The sequence below is a fragment of the Meinhardsimonia xiamenensis genome (assembly GCF_900102905.1).
Lineage (GTDB): Bacteria > Pseudomonadota > Alphaproteobacteria > Rhodobacterales > Rhodobacteraceae > Meinhardsimonia > Meinhardsimonia xiamenensis.
The window spans coordinates 84,730-98,817 of sequence record NZ_FNFV01000001.1; the positions used below are offsets into that span (position 1 = coordinate 84,730).

The window sequence follows — 14,088 nt, forward strand, 5'->3', positions numbered from 1 at the left end:
CCTTACAGTCCTGCCAGTTCATCCATCTTGCGGGCGAGCCTGACGTCGAGCATGGTCAGGCCCCCCGCGTCATGGGTGGAAAGCGTCACTTCAACCGTGCGGTAGACATTCGACCACTCGGGGTGATGGTTCAGCTTCTCCGCCCAGAGTGCCACGCGCGTCATCCAGCCGAAAGCCTCGACGAAATTGGCGAAGCTGTAGTTCTTCGCGATGGCGTCGCGGCCCTCGACCAAGCGCCACCCAGCCTCGAGCAGCGGCTGAAGTTCGCGCGCGCGCTCCTCCCCGGTCAGCTTCTCGGCCATCACTCTTCCTCCTTCACCTTTCGGAACGGCCCGTAATCGGTGAGCACCTCGATTTCCTCCTCCACCGCCTCGGCCTCGGCGGCGAGATACTGCTCCACCGCCCGCCGGAAGCCCGGATCGGCGATCCAGTGCAGCGAGTGGCAGGCCACCGGCAGATAGCCGCGCGCAAGCTTGTGCGGCCCCTGCGCGCCGGCCTCCACGCGCCTGAGCCCATGCGCGATGGCCCAGTCAATGGCCTGATAATAGCACAACTCGAAGTGCAGGCAGGAGTGGTCCTCCACACAGCCCCAGTAGCGGCCGTAGAGCGTGTCGCGCCCGATGAAGTTGAGCGCGCCGGCCACAGGACGCCCATCGCGCTCGGCGAGGAAGAGAAGCACGTCATCGCGCAGATGCGCCTGCAGCTCGTCGAAGAAGGCGCGGGTGAGATAGGGGCGGCCCCATTTGCGCGCGCCGGTGTCCTGATAGAAGCGCCAGAAGGCATCCCAGTGCTCGGGGCGCAGATCGTCTCCGGTCAGCGCAAGGATGCGCCCGCCAAAGCCTTGCGCGGTGGCGCGCTCCTTTCGGATGTTCTTGCGCTTGCGCGAGGACAGCGCGGCGAGGAAGTCATCGAAACTCCCGTAGCCGCGATTTTCCCAGTGGAATTGCTCGGTGATGCGCGGCAGAAGCCCCATGCGCGTGCCCGCCTCCGCCTCTCCAGCGGTGCAGAAGGTGACATGCACGGAGCTCAGCCCGTTCTTCGCCGCCACCTGAACCGCGCCCTGCACCAGTGCCGCGCGGCCCGTGTCCTCAAGCCCCGGCCGGGTCAGAAAGCGCCGCCCCGTCGCCGGGGTGAAGGGCACCGCGATCTGCAGCTTGGGGTAATAGCGCCCGCCGGCATTCTCATAGGCGTGCGCCCAGCCGTGGTCGAAGATGTATTCGCCCTGGCTGTGGGCCTTGGCATAGCAGGGGGCAACGGCAATCACCTCGCCGTCGATGCGCGCCACCAGATGGCGCGGCTGCCAGCCGGTGCCGGGGCCGACCGAGCCCGAGGCCTCGAGCGCATGGAGAAAGCGCCACGTCGTGAATGGGTCACGCGGCTGCCCGCCGTCGGCCGCCTCGGGGCAGGCGCAGGCGTCCCACTCGGCCGGGGCAATCTCGGACAGCCCGGCCAGCATGGAAATCTCGATCCGGGTCTCGCGCATGGGCCGAAAGGTGGGCGCGCCTGCCATGCGGTCAAGCCGGAATGGCGGGAAGATAGCCCTCGAAGGTAATGTTGTCAGCGATCCGCCGCGCTTCCGCCCCCTCTTCGGGCAAGTGCACCGTCCAGCACAGAACGGGCACGCCGCGCGCCTTCAGGCGGGCGACGGCCGGATTGCCGAGATCACCCTTGTCGTGGGAAATGAAGCTCGCGCCCACCGCCTCGAAATCGGCTATATCGCGCAGATGTGCGCGCCGGTCCTCGGGCAGCGGACCGAATTCATCATCGTCAAAGGCACAGGTGACGAGCCCGAGCGCGGGCATGCCGCCCCGCGCGCCGAGCCAACCGATGCTGTGCGGATTGAAGGACATCACCGCAACCGGCCCCGCATAGCCCTTGATGGCCTCGGCAACCGCCGCCTCGAGCGCGCCCACATCGGGCCCGAGGGCGCCGTCCTGATCCTTGACCTCGATCAGCAGCGGCACCCGCCCGGCGACGAGCGCAATGATGTCCTCGAGCATGGGCACGCCCTCGGCGCCGCCGGTGAGCCCGAGCCGGCCGAGTTCCGCAGCCGATCGCTGGCGCAGCGGCCCCGTCTCGCCGGTCAGCCGGCCGAGGTGATAGTCATGGAACACCGCCGCGCGCCCGTCGGCGGTGAGCTGCACGTCGATCTCGATGCCATAGCCCGCCGCCACGGCCGCCGCCACCGCCGCGCGGGAATTCTCGGGCCGCCCGGCGGCGAGGTCATGCAACCCGCGATGCGCAATGGGCGCACGCAGGAAAGCCGGGTGCAGGGGCGGCGACTGCGGTGCCATCACGCGATCTCGAAGATGCCCTCGATCTCCACCGCCACGCCCAGGGGCAGCGCGGCGGCCGAGACGGCCGAGCGCGCATGCCGTCCCGCATCGCCCAGCACCTCGACGAAAAAGTCGGACGCGCCATTGATGACCTTGGGCTGATCGGTGAAATCGGCGGTGGAGTTGACAAAGCCGGTCAGCTTCAGGACCCGACGCAGCCGATCGAGATCGCCATCGCAGGCGGCCTTCACCTGGGCAAGCAGGTTGATCGCGCAGATGCGCGCGGCGGCAGCCCCGGCGGGAACGTCCATGTCGGCGCCGAGCTTGCCGACGATCAGCCCCCCGGGCCCCTGCGAAATCTGACCGGAGACATAAACGGTGTTGCCCGACCGCACGAAGGGAACGTAATTGGCGGCCGGGGCCGGCGCCTGCGGCAGCGTCACACCGAGTTCGGCGAGCCGCGTTTCGATCTTTCCTGCCATGTGGGGTGCTCCGTGCATCGTTCTGTCGCGCGTCAAGCTAGCGTGCGCACGGTGCGGCGCAAGCGGGAAACCGCGCGACCATCGCGCGCGGCGGCGCGTTCGCGCAACACGTCCTGCCCGAGGCCGCGCGAAGGTTGGTTGCAACCGGCCCCGGCTTATCTCTAGGGTTGGGTGTATCTTGAGATCCGCGGAGCTCGCATGAGATTGGCATGGCCGGCGCGATGGGTGGTTGTTGTGGCGGCCGTGCTGCTTGCGGGCTGCGCGCGCGGGCCGGACGTCGCGCAGGGGCTGAACGATCCCTACGAGGAGCGCAACCGGCGTGTGCACGAGGCGAACCTGAAACTCGACCGCGCCTTCCTTAAACCGGTGGCGGAAGGCTACACGCAGCTGCCCCAGCCGGTGCGCCGGACGCTCGGCAACGTTGCCGGTTTCCTCGCGCTGCCGCGCAGCATCGTCAACGACGTGCTGCAGCTGCGGCTTGACGATGCAGCTCACAACTCGATGCGCCTGCTGGTAAACGCCACCTTCGGGTTGGGCGGGCTGCTCGACCCGGCGACCGAGATGGGGCTTGAGCATCGCGCCACCGACTTCGGCGTGACGCTGGGCGTCTGGGGCGTGCCCGAGGGCAATTTCGTGATGCACCCCCTCATCGGCCCCTCCACCGAGCGCGATACGGTCGGCATGGTCGTTGATCTGGCGCTCGATCCGCTGGCCTGGGCGGTGCCGGACGAATACCCCTACATCGTGCTTGGCGCGAAGGCCGCGGCGGCTCTCGGCCAGCGCAGCGCCTACGGCGAAACCGTGGATGCGTTTCTGTACGGATCGGCCGACTCATATGCCCAGGCGCGGCTGATCTATCTGGAGAACCGCCGCTTCGAGATTCGCGGGCGCAAGGTTCTCGGCGAAGAGGAACAGGACCCCTATGCAGAGCTTTTCGAGCTTCCCTATGCGGAGTGATCTCACCCGCCGCGGATTTCTCGCCGCGGCACTTGGCGCGGGCGCGCTGGTGGCTCTGCCCGCACCCGCAACCGCGCTGACACAAGGCGAGGCGCGCGCGCTCATTGACCGCGCGATCGCCGAGATCAACGAGGTCATCAACTCGGGGCGCTCGCGGGAATGGATGTTTGCCCGCTTCGAGGAGATCTTCCGGGAATATGCCGATGTGCCGCGCATTGCCGCCGCGGCGCTGGGGCCGGCGGCCCGCACGGCAAGCCCGGCCGAGCTCAGGGCCTACACCGACGCCTTCGCGCGCTACATGGCGCGCAAGTATGGCGCGCGCTTTCGCGAATTCGTCGGCGGGCGCGTCGAGGTGCGGGGCGTCCGCTCGGCCGGCCGCTACGTCGAGGTCGTCACCACCACCGTGCTCCCGGGCCGCGAACCCTTCGAGGTGGTGTTCATCGTCTCCGACCGGGGCGGTTCGACGAAATTCATCGACATGGTGATCGAAGGCGTGAGCCTGCTGAAGAGCGAGGCGGTGGAGATCCGCGCCATGCTCGACCGCAACCGCGGCTCGATCGCCGGGTTGATCGGCGATCTGGAGAAGGCCGCCTGAGGCGGGCGGTTCCGACGCAAGACGCTTACAGAGCCACCCTTGCCGTGGCGCGCGACCGGCGGGGCGGGCTGCTCACGGGCGTTAAGGCTCCATTCACCAGACGTTGGCCAGGATGGCGCGAACGCACGGGAGAGGACGTTCATGGACCTGGCCGATCTTCTGGCACGCGAACGCCGCGCGCGGCTCGCGGCCGAGCGGCTTTTGGAACTGAAGCAGGCCGAGCTTTTCGAAGCCAACCGCAAGCTTGCCGCCCATGCCCGCCACCTTTCCGAAGAGGTGATCGAAAAGCGCGAGGAGGCACAGGCGCTCAGGGCGCAGAGCGAGGCGGCAAGGTGCGAACTCGAGAACATGCGCGGCGAGGTGCTGATTGCCCGGCGCCGCCTGTGGGAATCGATCGACGCCATCAGCGACGGCTTCGCGGTCTTTGATCCCGACAATGTCATGGTTGCGGCCAATGCCGCGTTTCTCGCTCCCTTTGACGGGCTTGAAAGTGTCGGGCCCGGCATCGCCTACGACGATCTCCTGCGCCTCGCCGTGGAGGAGGGGGTGGTTGACATCGGCAGCCGGCGCCCCGCCGAATGGATTGAAACGATGCGGCTCCGCTGGCGCGAGGACAGAATCGCGCCGATCACGCTGCGCCTGTACAACGGCATCTACATCCGCCTGACCGAAAGGCGCACCCCGGGAGGCGACACGGTCCTGCTGGCGCTCAACATAACCCAGACCATGCGCCGCGAGCGCGAACTCAACGAGGCCCGCCGCCGGGCCGAAGCCGCAAGCCGCGCCAAGTCGGCGTTTCTGGCCAACATGAGCCACGAGCTGCGCACGCCGATGAATGGCGTGCTCGGCATGGCCGACCTTCTCGCCGATACCGCCCTCGATGACGACCAGCGCCTTTATGTGGACACCATCCGCAGCTCCAGCGAAGCGCTTCTGGTGCTCATCAACGATGTGCTCGACTATTCCAAGATCGAGGCCGAAAGGCTCGTCCTGCACCCCGAACCCTTCGATCTTGAGCGCTGCATTCAGGAAGTCCTGGTGCTGATGCAGGCAACCGTGCAGGGCCGGCCCGTCGAGCTGGGGCTCGACTATGACATCTTCGCGCCCACGGGCTTCATTGGCGACCCGGGCCGGATCCGGCAGGTGCTGACCAACATCATCGGCAACGCCGTCAAGTTCACCGAGGCCGGCCATGTTCTGGTGCGCGTCACCGGGAAGCCAGCGGGGGAGAATGAGGCATTCGGCCTTCACATCACGGTGGAGGATACCGGCGTCGGCATTCCGCCCGACAAGCTCGAGCACATATTCGGCGAGTTCAACCAGGTCGAGGATGAGCGCAACCGCAGGTTCGAGGGCACCGGGCTCGGCCTTGCCATCACCCGCCGCCTCGTCACGATGATGGGCGGCGAGATATGGGTGGAGAGCGCGCCGGGCGAAGGCTCCGTCTTCGGGGTGAAGCTGATGCTGCCGCCAGCGCGCGCGGAGCGCCCCGAGCCGCTGGCGCTGCCCCCATGGCTCGGAACCGTATGCCTCGCGGGCCTCGGGCGGCTTGACGCGATCATCGCCGAACGGCAGCTCTCGGCGCTCGGGGCCGAAACACGCGCCTTGCGCCACTGGCGGGAGGCGCCCGCCAACGCCAGCCGGCGGGAGGATGTGCTCGTGCTCGGCATTGGAACCGAGGAGGACGCCGCCGCGATACTTTCCGATCTGCGCCAGTCGGGCTTTGCGGGGCATGTCGTGCTCTGCGCGCCCGGCGAGGGCACGGCACCGGCCTGCAACGATGCCCGCATGAGCCGCCTTGCCGCGCCTCTCCGCCGCAGCGCCCTGGCCGAGCTCCTCGCAAGCCTGCCCGATCCCGCTGAAAATGCCACGTCCGAACGGGCGCAGGACACGCCCGCGAACGGCGAGGAAGGGCGCAAGCCAAGCGCGCCGCCACGCGCGATGCGCGTGCTCGCCGCCGAGGACAACGCAACCAACCGGCTGGTCTTCGAGCGGCTGGTGCGCAGGCTCGATCTTGACCTCACCTTCGCCTGCGATGGTGCCGAGGCGGTGGAGAAGTTCGAGTCATTCCGCCCCGATCTCGTGTTCATGGACATTTCCATGCCCGAGGTGGACGGGAAGGAAGCCACCCGCCGCATTCGCGCGATCGAGGCGCGCGAGGGGCTTGGCCGCACCCCAATCGTGGCGCTCACCGCCCATGCCATGCCCGGCGACGCCGAGGAAATCCTTGCCGCCGGGCTCGATCACTACCTCACCAAGCCGCTGCGCAAACCTGCAATCTTCGAGGCGATCGCGGCGCACTGCCCGCCGGAGTGCCGCCCGCCGGAGCCGCCCGCCGCCCCTGCGGGCGAGGACCCGCCGCCGCCGGCAGTCGCACACCCCACGCCGCCCGGGCCTGGCCTGTCGCCATGATCCTTCTTCAGGCGGCCGCGCTTTCGCGCGCCGCCTCCTCGCCGCGCACGAAGACGAGCCTCTCGCCCTCGCTCATCTCGGGGCGGAAGCGGTAGCCGCCACTGTCGAAATCCTTCAACCCCTCTGGGTCGGTGATCCGCCGCTCGAGGATGAAGCGCGCCATCGCCCCCCGCGCGCGCTTGGCGAACAGGCTGACAATCTTCGGCGTGCCGCCGCGGTCTTCCATGAACACCGGCTCGATCACCCGCAGCTTCAGCCGTGCGCGATCGACGGCGGCGAAGTACTCGCGGCTCGCGCAATTGACGAGAATAGCCGTGCCTGCCTCCTCGGCGGCGGCGTTGAGCGCGCGCGCGGGCAGATCGCGCCAGTAGTCATAGAGGTTGCGCCCGCGTCGCGTCTTCAGCCTTGTGCCCATCTCCAGCCGGTGCGGCTGAATCGCGTCAAGCGGGCGCAGCACACCGTAAAGCCCGGAGAGGATGCGCAAGTGCCGCTGGGCATAGTCGAGCGTCTCGGGCTCAAGGCTCTTCGCCTCGAGCCCCACATAGGTATCGCCGGCAAAGGCGAAGACGGCGGCGCGAGTGCTCTGAGGCGCGGGGTCATCCTCCCAGGCGCGAAAGCGGTCGCGGTTGAGCCGCGCGAGGCTGTCGGAAAGCCCCATCAGCGCCTTGAGCTCGGTGAGCGTCAGCCGCTTGGCGCGGGCGGCAAGGCGGTTCGCCTCGGCCAGAAACTCCGGCTTGCTCCGGGCAAGCGCGGGGTCGGAGGAAAGGTCAAGCCGCTTGGCCGGTGAGACAACGACGAGCATCTCATCTCCCCTTGATGGCGCCGCCAGACTAGCACGCCTCGCGCAGCACTTCGAGAAACGCCTCGGCAAAGCGCTCCGCGCGCCGTTCGCCCAGAATGGCCGCCAGCGTGCCGGCATCGCGCGGGCGCAGCTCGGCAAGCTTTGCGAGCTGCGAGGCCGAACAGCTCAGCGGCTTTTCCGTGCCACAGGCGCCGCGCGAGAGCCGCGCCTGCACCTCGAGAAGCCGGTCATAGAGCGTGCCCGCCGCGCGGCCGGCAAGCCGCCTGCGCGCGGGATGCGCGGTGGCCGCCGCCTCGCCGGTGATCACGGCGAGAAAGGCCGGCCCGTAACGCTCGAGCTTCTTCGCGCCCACGCCCGAGATGCGCGCCATCTCGTCAAGCGTGACGGGGCGCTTCTCGGCCATCTCGATCAGCGTGCGGTCGGGAAAGATCACATAGGCCGGCACGCCCTGGGCCTCGGCGAGTGCCCGGCGTTTGGCCTTCAGCGCCGAAAGGAGCGGCGCATCTTCCTCGGCCACCAGCGCCCGCGCCACGGGCCGGCGCCACGCCGCCGCCACGCTGTCCCGCCTGAGGGTGATTGCCGCCTCCCCCTTCAGCACCGCCCGCGCGCCTCCGCACATGACGAGCGCCCCGTGCCGCTCGGGGTCGGGGCGGATGAGGTCATGGCCCAGCATCTGCCGGATCACCGCCTGCCAGCCGCGCCGGTCGAACTCTCGCCCCACCCCGAAGGTGGGCAGCCGGTCATGGCCGCGCGCCGCCACCTTGTCGGTCAGCGTGCCGGTGAGAATGTCAACGACATGCCCCGCGCCGAAGCTCTGGCCGGTGCGGAGGATAGCCGAGAGCACCTTCTGCACCGCTTCCGTGCCGTCGAAGGTCGCGGGCGGCGCGTCGCACAGGTCGCAGTTGCCGCAGGGCTCCGCCTCGGCCTCGCCGAAATAGGCCAGAAGCCGGCGGCGGCGACACTCGACCGCCTCGGCGAGCCCCAGAAGCGCGTTGAGGCGCATGTGATCGGCAGCCTTGCGCTCGGGGGGCGCGAGGCTTTCGTCGATCTGCGCGCGGCGCAGGCGGATGTCGTCGGGGCCAAAGAGCGTCAGCGTCTCGGCAGGCGCCCCATCGCGGCCCGCGCGGCCGATCTCCTGATAATAGGCCTCGATGGACTTGGGCAGATCGGCATGCGCCACCCAGCGGATGTCGGGCTTGTCCACCCCCATGCCGAAGGCCACCGTGGCCACCACGATGAGCCCGTCCTCGCGCTGAAACCGCGCCTCGACCTCCCGCCGCGCCTCGGCCTCCATGCCGCCGTGATAGGCCGCCGCCGCGTGGCCTTCCTCGGTCAGAGCACGCGCCAGCGTCTCGGTCCTGGCCCGCGTGGCGCAATAGACGATGCCCGACTGCCCGCGCCGGGCGTCAGCGAAGGCGAGGATCTGCGCGCGGGGGCGGTCCTTCGGCGCGAAGGCGAGGTGGATGTTGGGCCGGTCGAAGCCGTGGATGAAGGTCTGCGGCGCGCGACCCTCGAAGAGGCGGGCGACGATCTCCTGTCGCGTCTCGGCATCGGCCGTGGCGGTGAAGGCGGCAAGAGGCACGCCGAGGCGGCGGCGCAATTCGCCGATGCGCAGGTAATCGGGGCGGAAGTCATGGCCCCATTGGCTCACGCAATGGGCCTCGTCCACGGCGATGGCGCTGGTGCCGATGCGCCTGAGCATCGCCGCCGTGGCGGTGGAGGCGAGCCGCTCGGGCGCCATGTAGAGAAGCTTCAGCCGCCCCGCCTCCAGCGCGGAAAAGACGGCCTCGGTCTCCTCCTCGGTGTTGCCGGAGGTGAGCGCGCCCGCCTCCACGCCGGCCTCCCTGAGCGCGCGCACCTGGTCGCGCATCAGTGCGATCAGCGGCGAGATCACCACCGTGACGCCCTCGCGCATGAGCGCCGGCAGCTGGTAGCACAGCGACTTGCCCCCGCCCGTGGGCATGATCGCCAGCACATCGCGCCCCGCGGCCACGGCCTCCACGATCTCGCGCTGGCCGGGGCGGAAGCTGTCAAACCCGAAGATGTCGGAAAGGATCGCCTCTGCGCGGCTCATGGTCCCTCGTTCATGCGCACTGCTCGCCTCGAGCGGAACAGTTTCACATGAACGAATCGCCAACAAGACCCGATCTCAGGCGCTCTGCGCGCCTTGACCTGAACACGCACGAAGGGCAGCGGCCGGCCCGGCGGGGTGGGCAGCGAAGCGCCCGCCCAGTGGGGGGGCGGGTCGGGCGCTGCCCGGCCTGACGGCCGGGCGAAACATAAGCGCTACGGGAACCGGCACCCCGCGGCAGGGGATGTCAAAACCTCGAGTGTGCCTCCGTCACATGAACGCGTGCATGTTGTTCACGAGGATGATGCGGATGGCATAGACGCCAATGAGCGCCACCAGCGGCGCAAGGTCGAGCCCACCCATCGGCGGCAGCACCCGGCGGATGGGGCGATAGATCGGCTCGAGAAGGCTGTTCAGCCCGTGCCAGATCTGCGCCACCAGCGGCTGGCGCAGGTTGAGCACCTGAAAGGAGATCAGCCAGCTCATGATGATGTGGGCGATCATGATGAACCACACCACGTCGAGCACGAGCATCAGGATCTGAAAGAGCGAGGTCATGGGATGCGTCCCTGCATTGCGGGTTTCGCGCAGAGGTAAGGCGCGCGCCCGCACATGACAACCCGCTGCCGCCGCGTCACGGCTTGACGTTCGGGCAGCCTGCCCGCAATCGGTCGTCATCACGGCAGGAGAGCGTGCCCGATGTATCCCTTCATCCGCATGGCCAAGGAGCTCATCCGCCACCGCAAGGCCCCACCCCTGCCGGTGGACGGAACCCATGTGACGACGCTGACCTGCTGGCCGTGGGACATCGACATGTGGGCCGAGCTCAACAACGGCCGCTCGCTCACGCTCTATGACCTCGGCCGCATCCCGCTGGCCATGCGCATCGGTCTTGTGCGCGTCTTGCGCGCGCGCGGCTGGGGGCTGACGATGGCGGGCGCCGTGGTGCGCTGGCGCCGGCGCGTGCGCGCCTTCGAGACGGTGGAGATTCACAGCCGTTGCGTGGGCTGGGACGAGCGCTTCATCTACATCGAGCAGTCGATGTGGAAGAAGAACGGCGAATGCGCCAGCCAGGTGCATTACCGCAGCGCCATCACCGGGCCGTCGGGCATCGTGCCGACCGCCGAAGTCGCCGCCGCACTCGGTGTCGAGGGCAACGCCCCGAAGCTGCCAGACTGGGTCGCCGGCTGGGTCGAACTCGAAAACCGTCGCCCCTGGCCACCGGAACGCTGAAGCCTCAGGCAAGGATCAGCCCCCGTTTCCCGTTGCCAAGCGCCGGTTTTGACCGTTTGATCGGGCCGGGACGGGGGAGACGCGCCATGGACGAGCGCCGCAAGCGCATTTTCGGCTGGATGATGTTCGACTGGGCAAGCCAGCCCTACAACACGCTGCTTCTCACATTCATCTTCGGCCCCTATTTCGCCGAAATCGTCATCGCCCGGCTCGAGGGCGAAGGTGTGCCCCATGAGGCGGCGCGCGCCGAGGCGCAGGCCTGGTGGGGCTACGGGCTGACCACGGCGGGGCTTCTCATCGCCTTTCTCGCGCCCGTTCTCGGCGCGATCGCCGATTCCGCCGGGCGCCGCATGCCGTGGATCCGGGCCTTCTCGGTGCTCTACGTGGTGGGCGCGGGCGCGCTGTGGTTCTCCGCGCCGGGGCAGTTCAGCGTCGTCTTCCTGCTTGTCGCCTTCGGCATCGGCCTCATCGGCATGGAATTCGCCACCATCTTCACCAACGCGCTTCTGCCCGCGTTGGGCCAAGACCCGGAGATCGGGCGCATCTCCGGCTCGGGCTGGGCCTGGGGCTATGTCGGCGGCGTGCTATCGCTCGTCATCATGCTCGCCTTCTTCGCCGAAAACGCCCAGGGCGTGACCATGCTCGGCACCCCGCCCGCGCTCGGGCTCGACCCGGCGGCGCGCGAGGGCACGCGCTTTGTCGGCCCCTTCACGGCGCTCTGGTATGCCGTCTTCATGATCCCCTTCTTCGCCTGGGTGAAGGAGCCGCGCGCGGAGGTCGTGCGCGGGCCCAGCGTGGCGCAGGGGCTGCGGGATCTGTGGGCCACGCTCAGGCGGCTGCCGCGGAATGTCTCGCTCTCGGCCTATCTCGGCTCGTCGATGTTCTACCGCGACGCGCTCAACGGCATGTACACCTTCGGCGGCATCTATGCGCTGGGCGTGCTGGGCTGGAGCGTGATCGACATCGGCATCTTCGGCATCATGGCCGCGCTCACCGGCGCGCTCTTCGCCTGGCTGGGCGGCAAGGCCGATGCCCGCTTCGGCCCGAAACCGGTGATCGTTGCCTCGATCCTCGCGCTCACGCTGACGGCTATCGTCATTGTCGGCATCTCGCGCGAGGCGGTGTTCGGGCTGCCGCTTGCGCAGAGCTCGGCGCTGCCCGACATCCTGTTCTACATCTGCGGCGGGGTGATCGGCGGGGCGGGCGGCACGCTGCAGGCGGCGAGCCGCACCATGATGGTGCGCCAGGCCAACCCCGCGCGCATGACCGAGGCCTTCGGGCTCTATGCGCTTGCCGGCAAGGCCACCACCTTCCTCGCCCCCGCGGCCATCGCCGTCACCACCGATCTGAGCGGCAGCCAGCGCATGGGCGTCACCCCGCTCATCGCGCTCTTCCTTCTGGGGCTTGTCCTGCTACTGTGGGTCCGCCCCGAGGGACACCGCGAAACCCCATGATCCGCCCCGTTCTCACCTCACTCGCCCTACTCGCCGCCCTTGCCGGCTGCGGCAGCGGCAACGAGGCCGCGCGCATCGTCGTCAGCCACAGCGCGGCGAACTTCGATCTCGCTGCCGTTGCAAAGCAGCTCTTCGGCCGGCTCTCCACCCCCTCGCCCGAGCCGCCCGCCGCCATCGGCAGCTACGCGCGCGGCTGCCTCGCCGGCGCCGAGCGCCTGCCCGAGACCGGCCCGACCTGGGCGGCGATGCGGCTTTCACGCAACCGCAACTGGGGCCATCCCGAGCTCATCGCCTTCGTCAGGCGCCTCTCCGCCTTCGCCGCGACCCAGCCCGGCTGGGCAGGGCTCTATGTGGGCGACATGTCCCAGCCGCGCGGCGGGCCGATGCTGACGGGCCACCGCTCGCACCAGATCGGGCTTGACGTGGACATCTGGATGCTGCCGCCGAAACGGCTCGACCTCTCGGCCGAGGAGCGCGAAACGCTCAGCTCCATCTCCACCCGCCGGGCGGCCGGCGCCTATGTCAACGAGAACTGGACGGCGCAGCACCACGCCATCATCCGCGCGGCGGCGCGCGATCCGGCGGTGGCGCGCATCTTCGTCTTTCCCGGCGCCAAGGTGCAGATGTGCCGCGACGAAACCGGCGACAGGCGCTGGCTGAGAAAGGTGCGGCCGTGGTGGGGACATCACTATCACTTCCATGTACGCCTGAAATGCCCCGAGGGCTCGACCGCCTGCACCGATCAGCCGCCACCCCCGCCCGGCGACGGCTGCGCCGAAGCCGAAGGCTGGGTCGAGCGCATCCTCAACCCGCCGCCGCCCGACCCTGACGCGCCGCCGCCGAAACCCCGGCCGCAACTGACGCTCGCCGATCTGCCCGCGCAATGCCTCGCCACGCTCTCGGCGCGCTGATCACCGCGCTTCTTCTCGCCCTGACCGCGCCCGCCGCTGCCGAGGCGGTGTTTCTCGGTGCCTGGCGCTGGACGGAGAGCGTGCGCGGCTTCGGCGGCTTCTCGGGCCTCGAGGTCTCGGCGGACGGCACACGCTTTGCCGCCAACGCCGACAAAGGCGCGCGCTTCGTCGAAGGCCGCTTTCGGCGCGACGGCGAAGGGCGCATCATCGGCGTCGAGGCCGGCCCGATCCTCCGCCTGCCCGATACCAATGGCCAGCCCATGCACGGCCTCGGCGGGGATGCCGAGGGGCTGGCCATCGGCCCCGATGGCACGATCTACGTCTCCTTCGAGCATGGCCACCGCATCTGGGCCTATGCAACCCCCACCGCGCCCGCACGCCCCTTGCGCCTGCACATCGACTTCACCCGGCTCCAGCGCAACTCCGGCATCGAGGCGCTGGCGATGGGACCGGATGGCGCGCTTTATGCCATCCCCGAGCGCTCCGGCGCGCTCGACCGGCCCTACAAGCTCTACCGCGCGAAGCCCGGCGCGCGCTGGCGCACCTTCGCCCGCATCCCGCGGCGCGGGGCGTTTCTCGTGGTCGGCGCGGATTTCGGGCCGGACGGGCGGCTCTATGTGCTCGAGCGCCGCTTCGGCGGCTTCTTCGGTTTCGCCACCCGCGTGCGCAGCTTTGCCGTCACGTCAGGCGGGCTCGAGGGCGAGCGCGTGGAGCTTGAGACGGAAATCGGCCGACACGACAACCTCGAAGGCATCGCCGTGTGGCGCGACGGGGCGGGGCGCATCCGCCTCACGATGATCTCCGATGACAACAACAACCCGCTGCTGCAGCGCACCGAATTCGTCGAATACGCCATTGAGGAATGACTTGCCGGAAGCCTCACCAGGCGCTATGT

Annotated in this window: 14 protein-coding genes; 7 read left to right on the plus strand and 7 right to left on the minus strand. The window is 69.0% G+C overall.

The window, feature by feature from the left end:
- Positions 1 to 2: 2 nt before the first annotated feature.
- Genes BLQ14_RS00430 through BLQ14_RS00445 form a run of 4 tightly spaced genes read right to left on the minus strand, consistent with a single transcriptional unit; the run spans position 3 to position 2,758 of the window.
- Positions 3 to 302 carry a 4a-hydroxytetrahydrobiopterin dehydratase gene (locus BLQ14_RS00430; RefSeq protein ID WP_092497094.1) on the minus strand — a complete coding sequence of 100 codons (300 nt, stop codon included), beginning with the start codon at positions 300 to 302 and terminating at the stop codon, positions 3 to 5.
- Positions 302 to 1,483: a GNAT family N-acetyltransferase gene (locus BLQ14_RS00435; protein ID WP_092498254.1), complete on the minus strand. Its 1,182-nt coding sequence runs from the start codon at positions 1,481 to 1,483 to the stop codon at positions 302 to 304. The genes BLQ14_RS00430 and BLQ14_RS00435 overlap by 1 nt, the downstream gene beginning before the upstream one ends.
- Before the next feature lie 31 nt (positions 1,484 to 1,514).
- On the minus strand, positions 1,515 to 2,294 hold the full coding sequence (locus tag BLQ14_RS00440) for a glycerophosphodiester phosphodiesterase family protein (protein WP_092497096.1): 780 nt from the start codon (positions 2,292 to 2,294) through the stop codon (positions 1,515 to 1,517).
- On the minus strand, positions 2,294 to 2,758 hold the full coding sequence (locus BLQ14_RS00445; protein WP_092497098.1) for a RidA family protein: 465 nt from the start codon (positions 2,756 to 2,758) through the stop codon (positions 2,294 to 2,296). The genes BLQ14_RS00440 and BLQ14_RS00445 overlap by 1 nt, the downstream gene beginning before the upstream one ends.
- A 198-nt stretch (positions 2,759 to 2,956) precedes the next feature.
- Between BLQ14_RS00445 and BLQ14_RS00450 the strand changes: the two genes are divergently transcribed.
- The 3 genes from BLQ14_RS00450 to BLQ14_RS00460 all read left to right on the plus strand — a co-directional run bounded on the left by BLQ14_RS00450 (position 2,957) and on the right by BLQ14_RS00460 (position 6,722).
- On the plus strand, positions 2,957 to 3,715 hold the full coding sequence (locus BLQ14_RS00450) for an MlaA family lipoprotein (RefSeq protein ID WP_092497099.1): 759 nt from the start codon (positions 2,957 to 2,959) through the stop codon (positions 3,713 to 3,715).
- The gene (locus BLQ14_RS00455) at positions 3,705 to 4,310 is read left to right on the plus strand and encodes an MlaC/ttg2D family ABC transporter substrate-binding protein (RefSeq protein ID WP_092497101.1); all 606 of its coding nucleotides are present in this window, start codon (positions 3,705 to 3,707) and stop codon (positions 4,308 to 4,310) included. The genes BLQ14_RS00450 and BLQ14_RS00455 overlap by 11 nt, the downstream gene beginning before the upstream one ends.
- Positions 4,311 to 4,451: 141 nt before the next feature.
- Complete coding sequence (locus BLQ14_RS00460; RefSeq protein WP_092497103.1) at positions 4,452 to 6,722, plus strand: ATP-binding protein; 2,271 nt, start codon at positions 4,452 to 4,454, stop codon at positions 6,720 to 6,722.
- Positions 6,723 to 6,729: 7 nt separating this feature from the next.
- Here BLQ14_RS00460 and yaaA read toward each other — a convergent pair whose 3' ends face one another.
- From yaaA to BLQ14_RS00475, 3 genes are all read right to left on the minus strand, one after another.
- Positions 6,730 to 7,524: a peroxide stress protein YaaA gene (gene yaaA, locus BLQ14_RS00465; RefSeq protein WP_092497105.1), complete on the minus strand. Its 795-nt coding sequence runs from the start codon at positions 7,522 to 7,524 to the stop codon at positions 6,730 to 6,732.
- Between the two features lie 28 nt (positions 7,525 to 7,552).
- Complete coding sequence (gene recQ, locus BLQ14_RS00470) at positions 7,553 to 9,598, minus strand: DNA helicase RecQ (protein ID WP_092497107.1); 2,046 nt, start codon at positions 9,596 to 9,598, stop codon at positions 7,553 to 7,555.
- Between the two features lie 267 nt (positions 9,599 to 9,865).
- Complete coding sequence (locus BLQ14_RS00475) at positions 9,866 to 10,153, minus strand: YggT family protein (protein WP_092497109.1); 288 nt, start codon at positions 10,151 to 10,153, stop codon at positions 9,866 to 9,868.
- A 141-nt stretch (positions 10,154 to 10,294) separates the two neighbouring features.
- On the opposite strand from BLQ14_RS00475, the gene BLQ14_RS00480 reads away from it, so the two are divergent.
- From BLQ14_RS00480 to BLQ14_RS00495, 4 genes are all read left to right on the plus strand, one after another.
- Positions 10,295 to 10,828: an acyl-CoA thioesterase gene (locus BLQ14_RS00480; protein WP_092497111.1), complete on the plus strand. Its 534-nt coding sequence runs from the start codon at positions 10,295 to 10,297 to the stop codon at positions 10,826 to 10,828.
- A gap of 86 nt (positions 10,829 to 10,914) precedes the next feature.
- Positions 10,915 to 12,282, plus strand: a complete 1,368-nt coding sequence (locus tag BLQ14_RS00485; RefSeq protein WP_092497113.1) for an MFS transporter — start codon at positions 10,915 to 10,917, stop codon at positions 12,280 to 12,282.
- Entirely contained in the window at positions 12,279 to 13,193 is a 915-nt protein-coding gene (mepA, locus tag BLQ14_RS00490) for a penicillin-insensitive murein endopeptidase (protein WP_092497115.1), read from the plus strand. Before BLQ14_RS00485 ends, mepA begins: the two co-directional genes overlap by 4 nt.
- Positions 13,166 to 14,059, plus strand: a complete 894-nt coding sequence (locus tag BLQ14_RS00495; protein WP_092497117.1) for an esterase-like activity of phytase family protein — start codon at positions 13,166 to 13,168, stop codon at positions 14,057 to 14,059. The genes mepA and BLQ14_RS00495 overlap by 28 nt, the downstream gene beginning before the upstream one ends.
- Positions 14,060 to 14,088: the final 29 nt, after the last annotated feature.

Excerpts from the sequence above, each read along its gene's own strand:
- BLQ14_RS00440 (WP_092497096.1), bottom strand. The coding sequence starts at position 2,294 with ATGGCACCGCAGTCGCCGCCCCTGCACCCGGCTTTCCTGCGTGCGCCC.
- yaaA (WP_092497105.1), bottom strand. The coding sequence starts at position 7,524 with ATGCTCGTCGTTGTCTCACCGGCCAAGCGGCTTGACCTTTCCTCCGAC.
- BLQ14_RS00435 (WP_092498254.1), bottom strand. The coding sequence starts at position 1,483 with ATGCGCGAGACCCGGATCGAGATTTCCATGCTGGCCGGGCTGTCCGAG.
- mepA (WP_092497115.1), top strand. The coding sequence starts at position 12,279 with ATGATCCGCCCCGTTCTCACCTCACTCGCCCTACTCGCCGCCCTTGCC.
- BLQ14_RS00475 (WP_092497109.1), bottom strand. The coding sequence starts at position 10,153 with ATGACCTCGCTCTTTCAGATCCTGATGCTCGTGCTCGACGTGGTGTGG.
- BLQ14_RS00460 (WP_092497103.1), top strand. The coding sequence starts at position 4,452 with ATGGACCTGGCCGATCTTCTGGCACGCGAACGCCGCGCGCGGCTCGCG.
- BLQ14_RS00430 (WP_092497094.1), bottom strand. The coding sequence starts at position 302 with ATGGCCGAGAAGCTGACCGGGGAGGAGCGCGCGCGCGAACTTCAGCCG.
- BLQ14_RS00485 (WP_092497113.1), top strand. The coding sequence starts at position 10,915 with ATGGACGAGCGCCGCAAGCGCATTTTCGGCTGGATGATGTTCGACTGG.
- BLQ14_RS00450 (WP_092497099.1), top strand. The coding sequence starts at position 2,957 with ATGAGATTGGCATGGCCGGCGCGATGGGTGGTTGTTGTGGCGGCCGTG.
- BLQ14_RS00480 (WP_092497111.1), top strand. The coding sequence starts at position 10,295 with ATGTATCCCTTCATCCGCATGGCCAAGGAGCTCATCCGCCACCGCAAG.
- BLQ14_RS00495 (WP_092497117.1), top strand. The coding sequence starts at position 13,166 with ATGCCTCGCCACGCTCTCGGCGCGCTGATCACCGCGCTTCTTCTCGCC.
- recQ (WP_092497107.1), bottom strand. The coding sequence starts at position 9,598 with ATGAGCCGCGCAGAGGCGATCCTTTCCGACATCTTCGGGTTTGACAGC.
- BLQ14_RS00445 (WP_092497098.1), bottom strand. The coding sequence starts at position 2,758 with ATGGCAGGAAAGATCGAAACGCGGCTCGCCGAACTCGGTGTGACGCTG.
- BLQ14_RS00455 (WP_092497101.1), top strand. The coding sequence starts at position 3,705 with ATGCGGAGTGATCTCACCCGCCGCGGATTTCTCGCCGCGGCACTTGGC.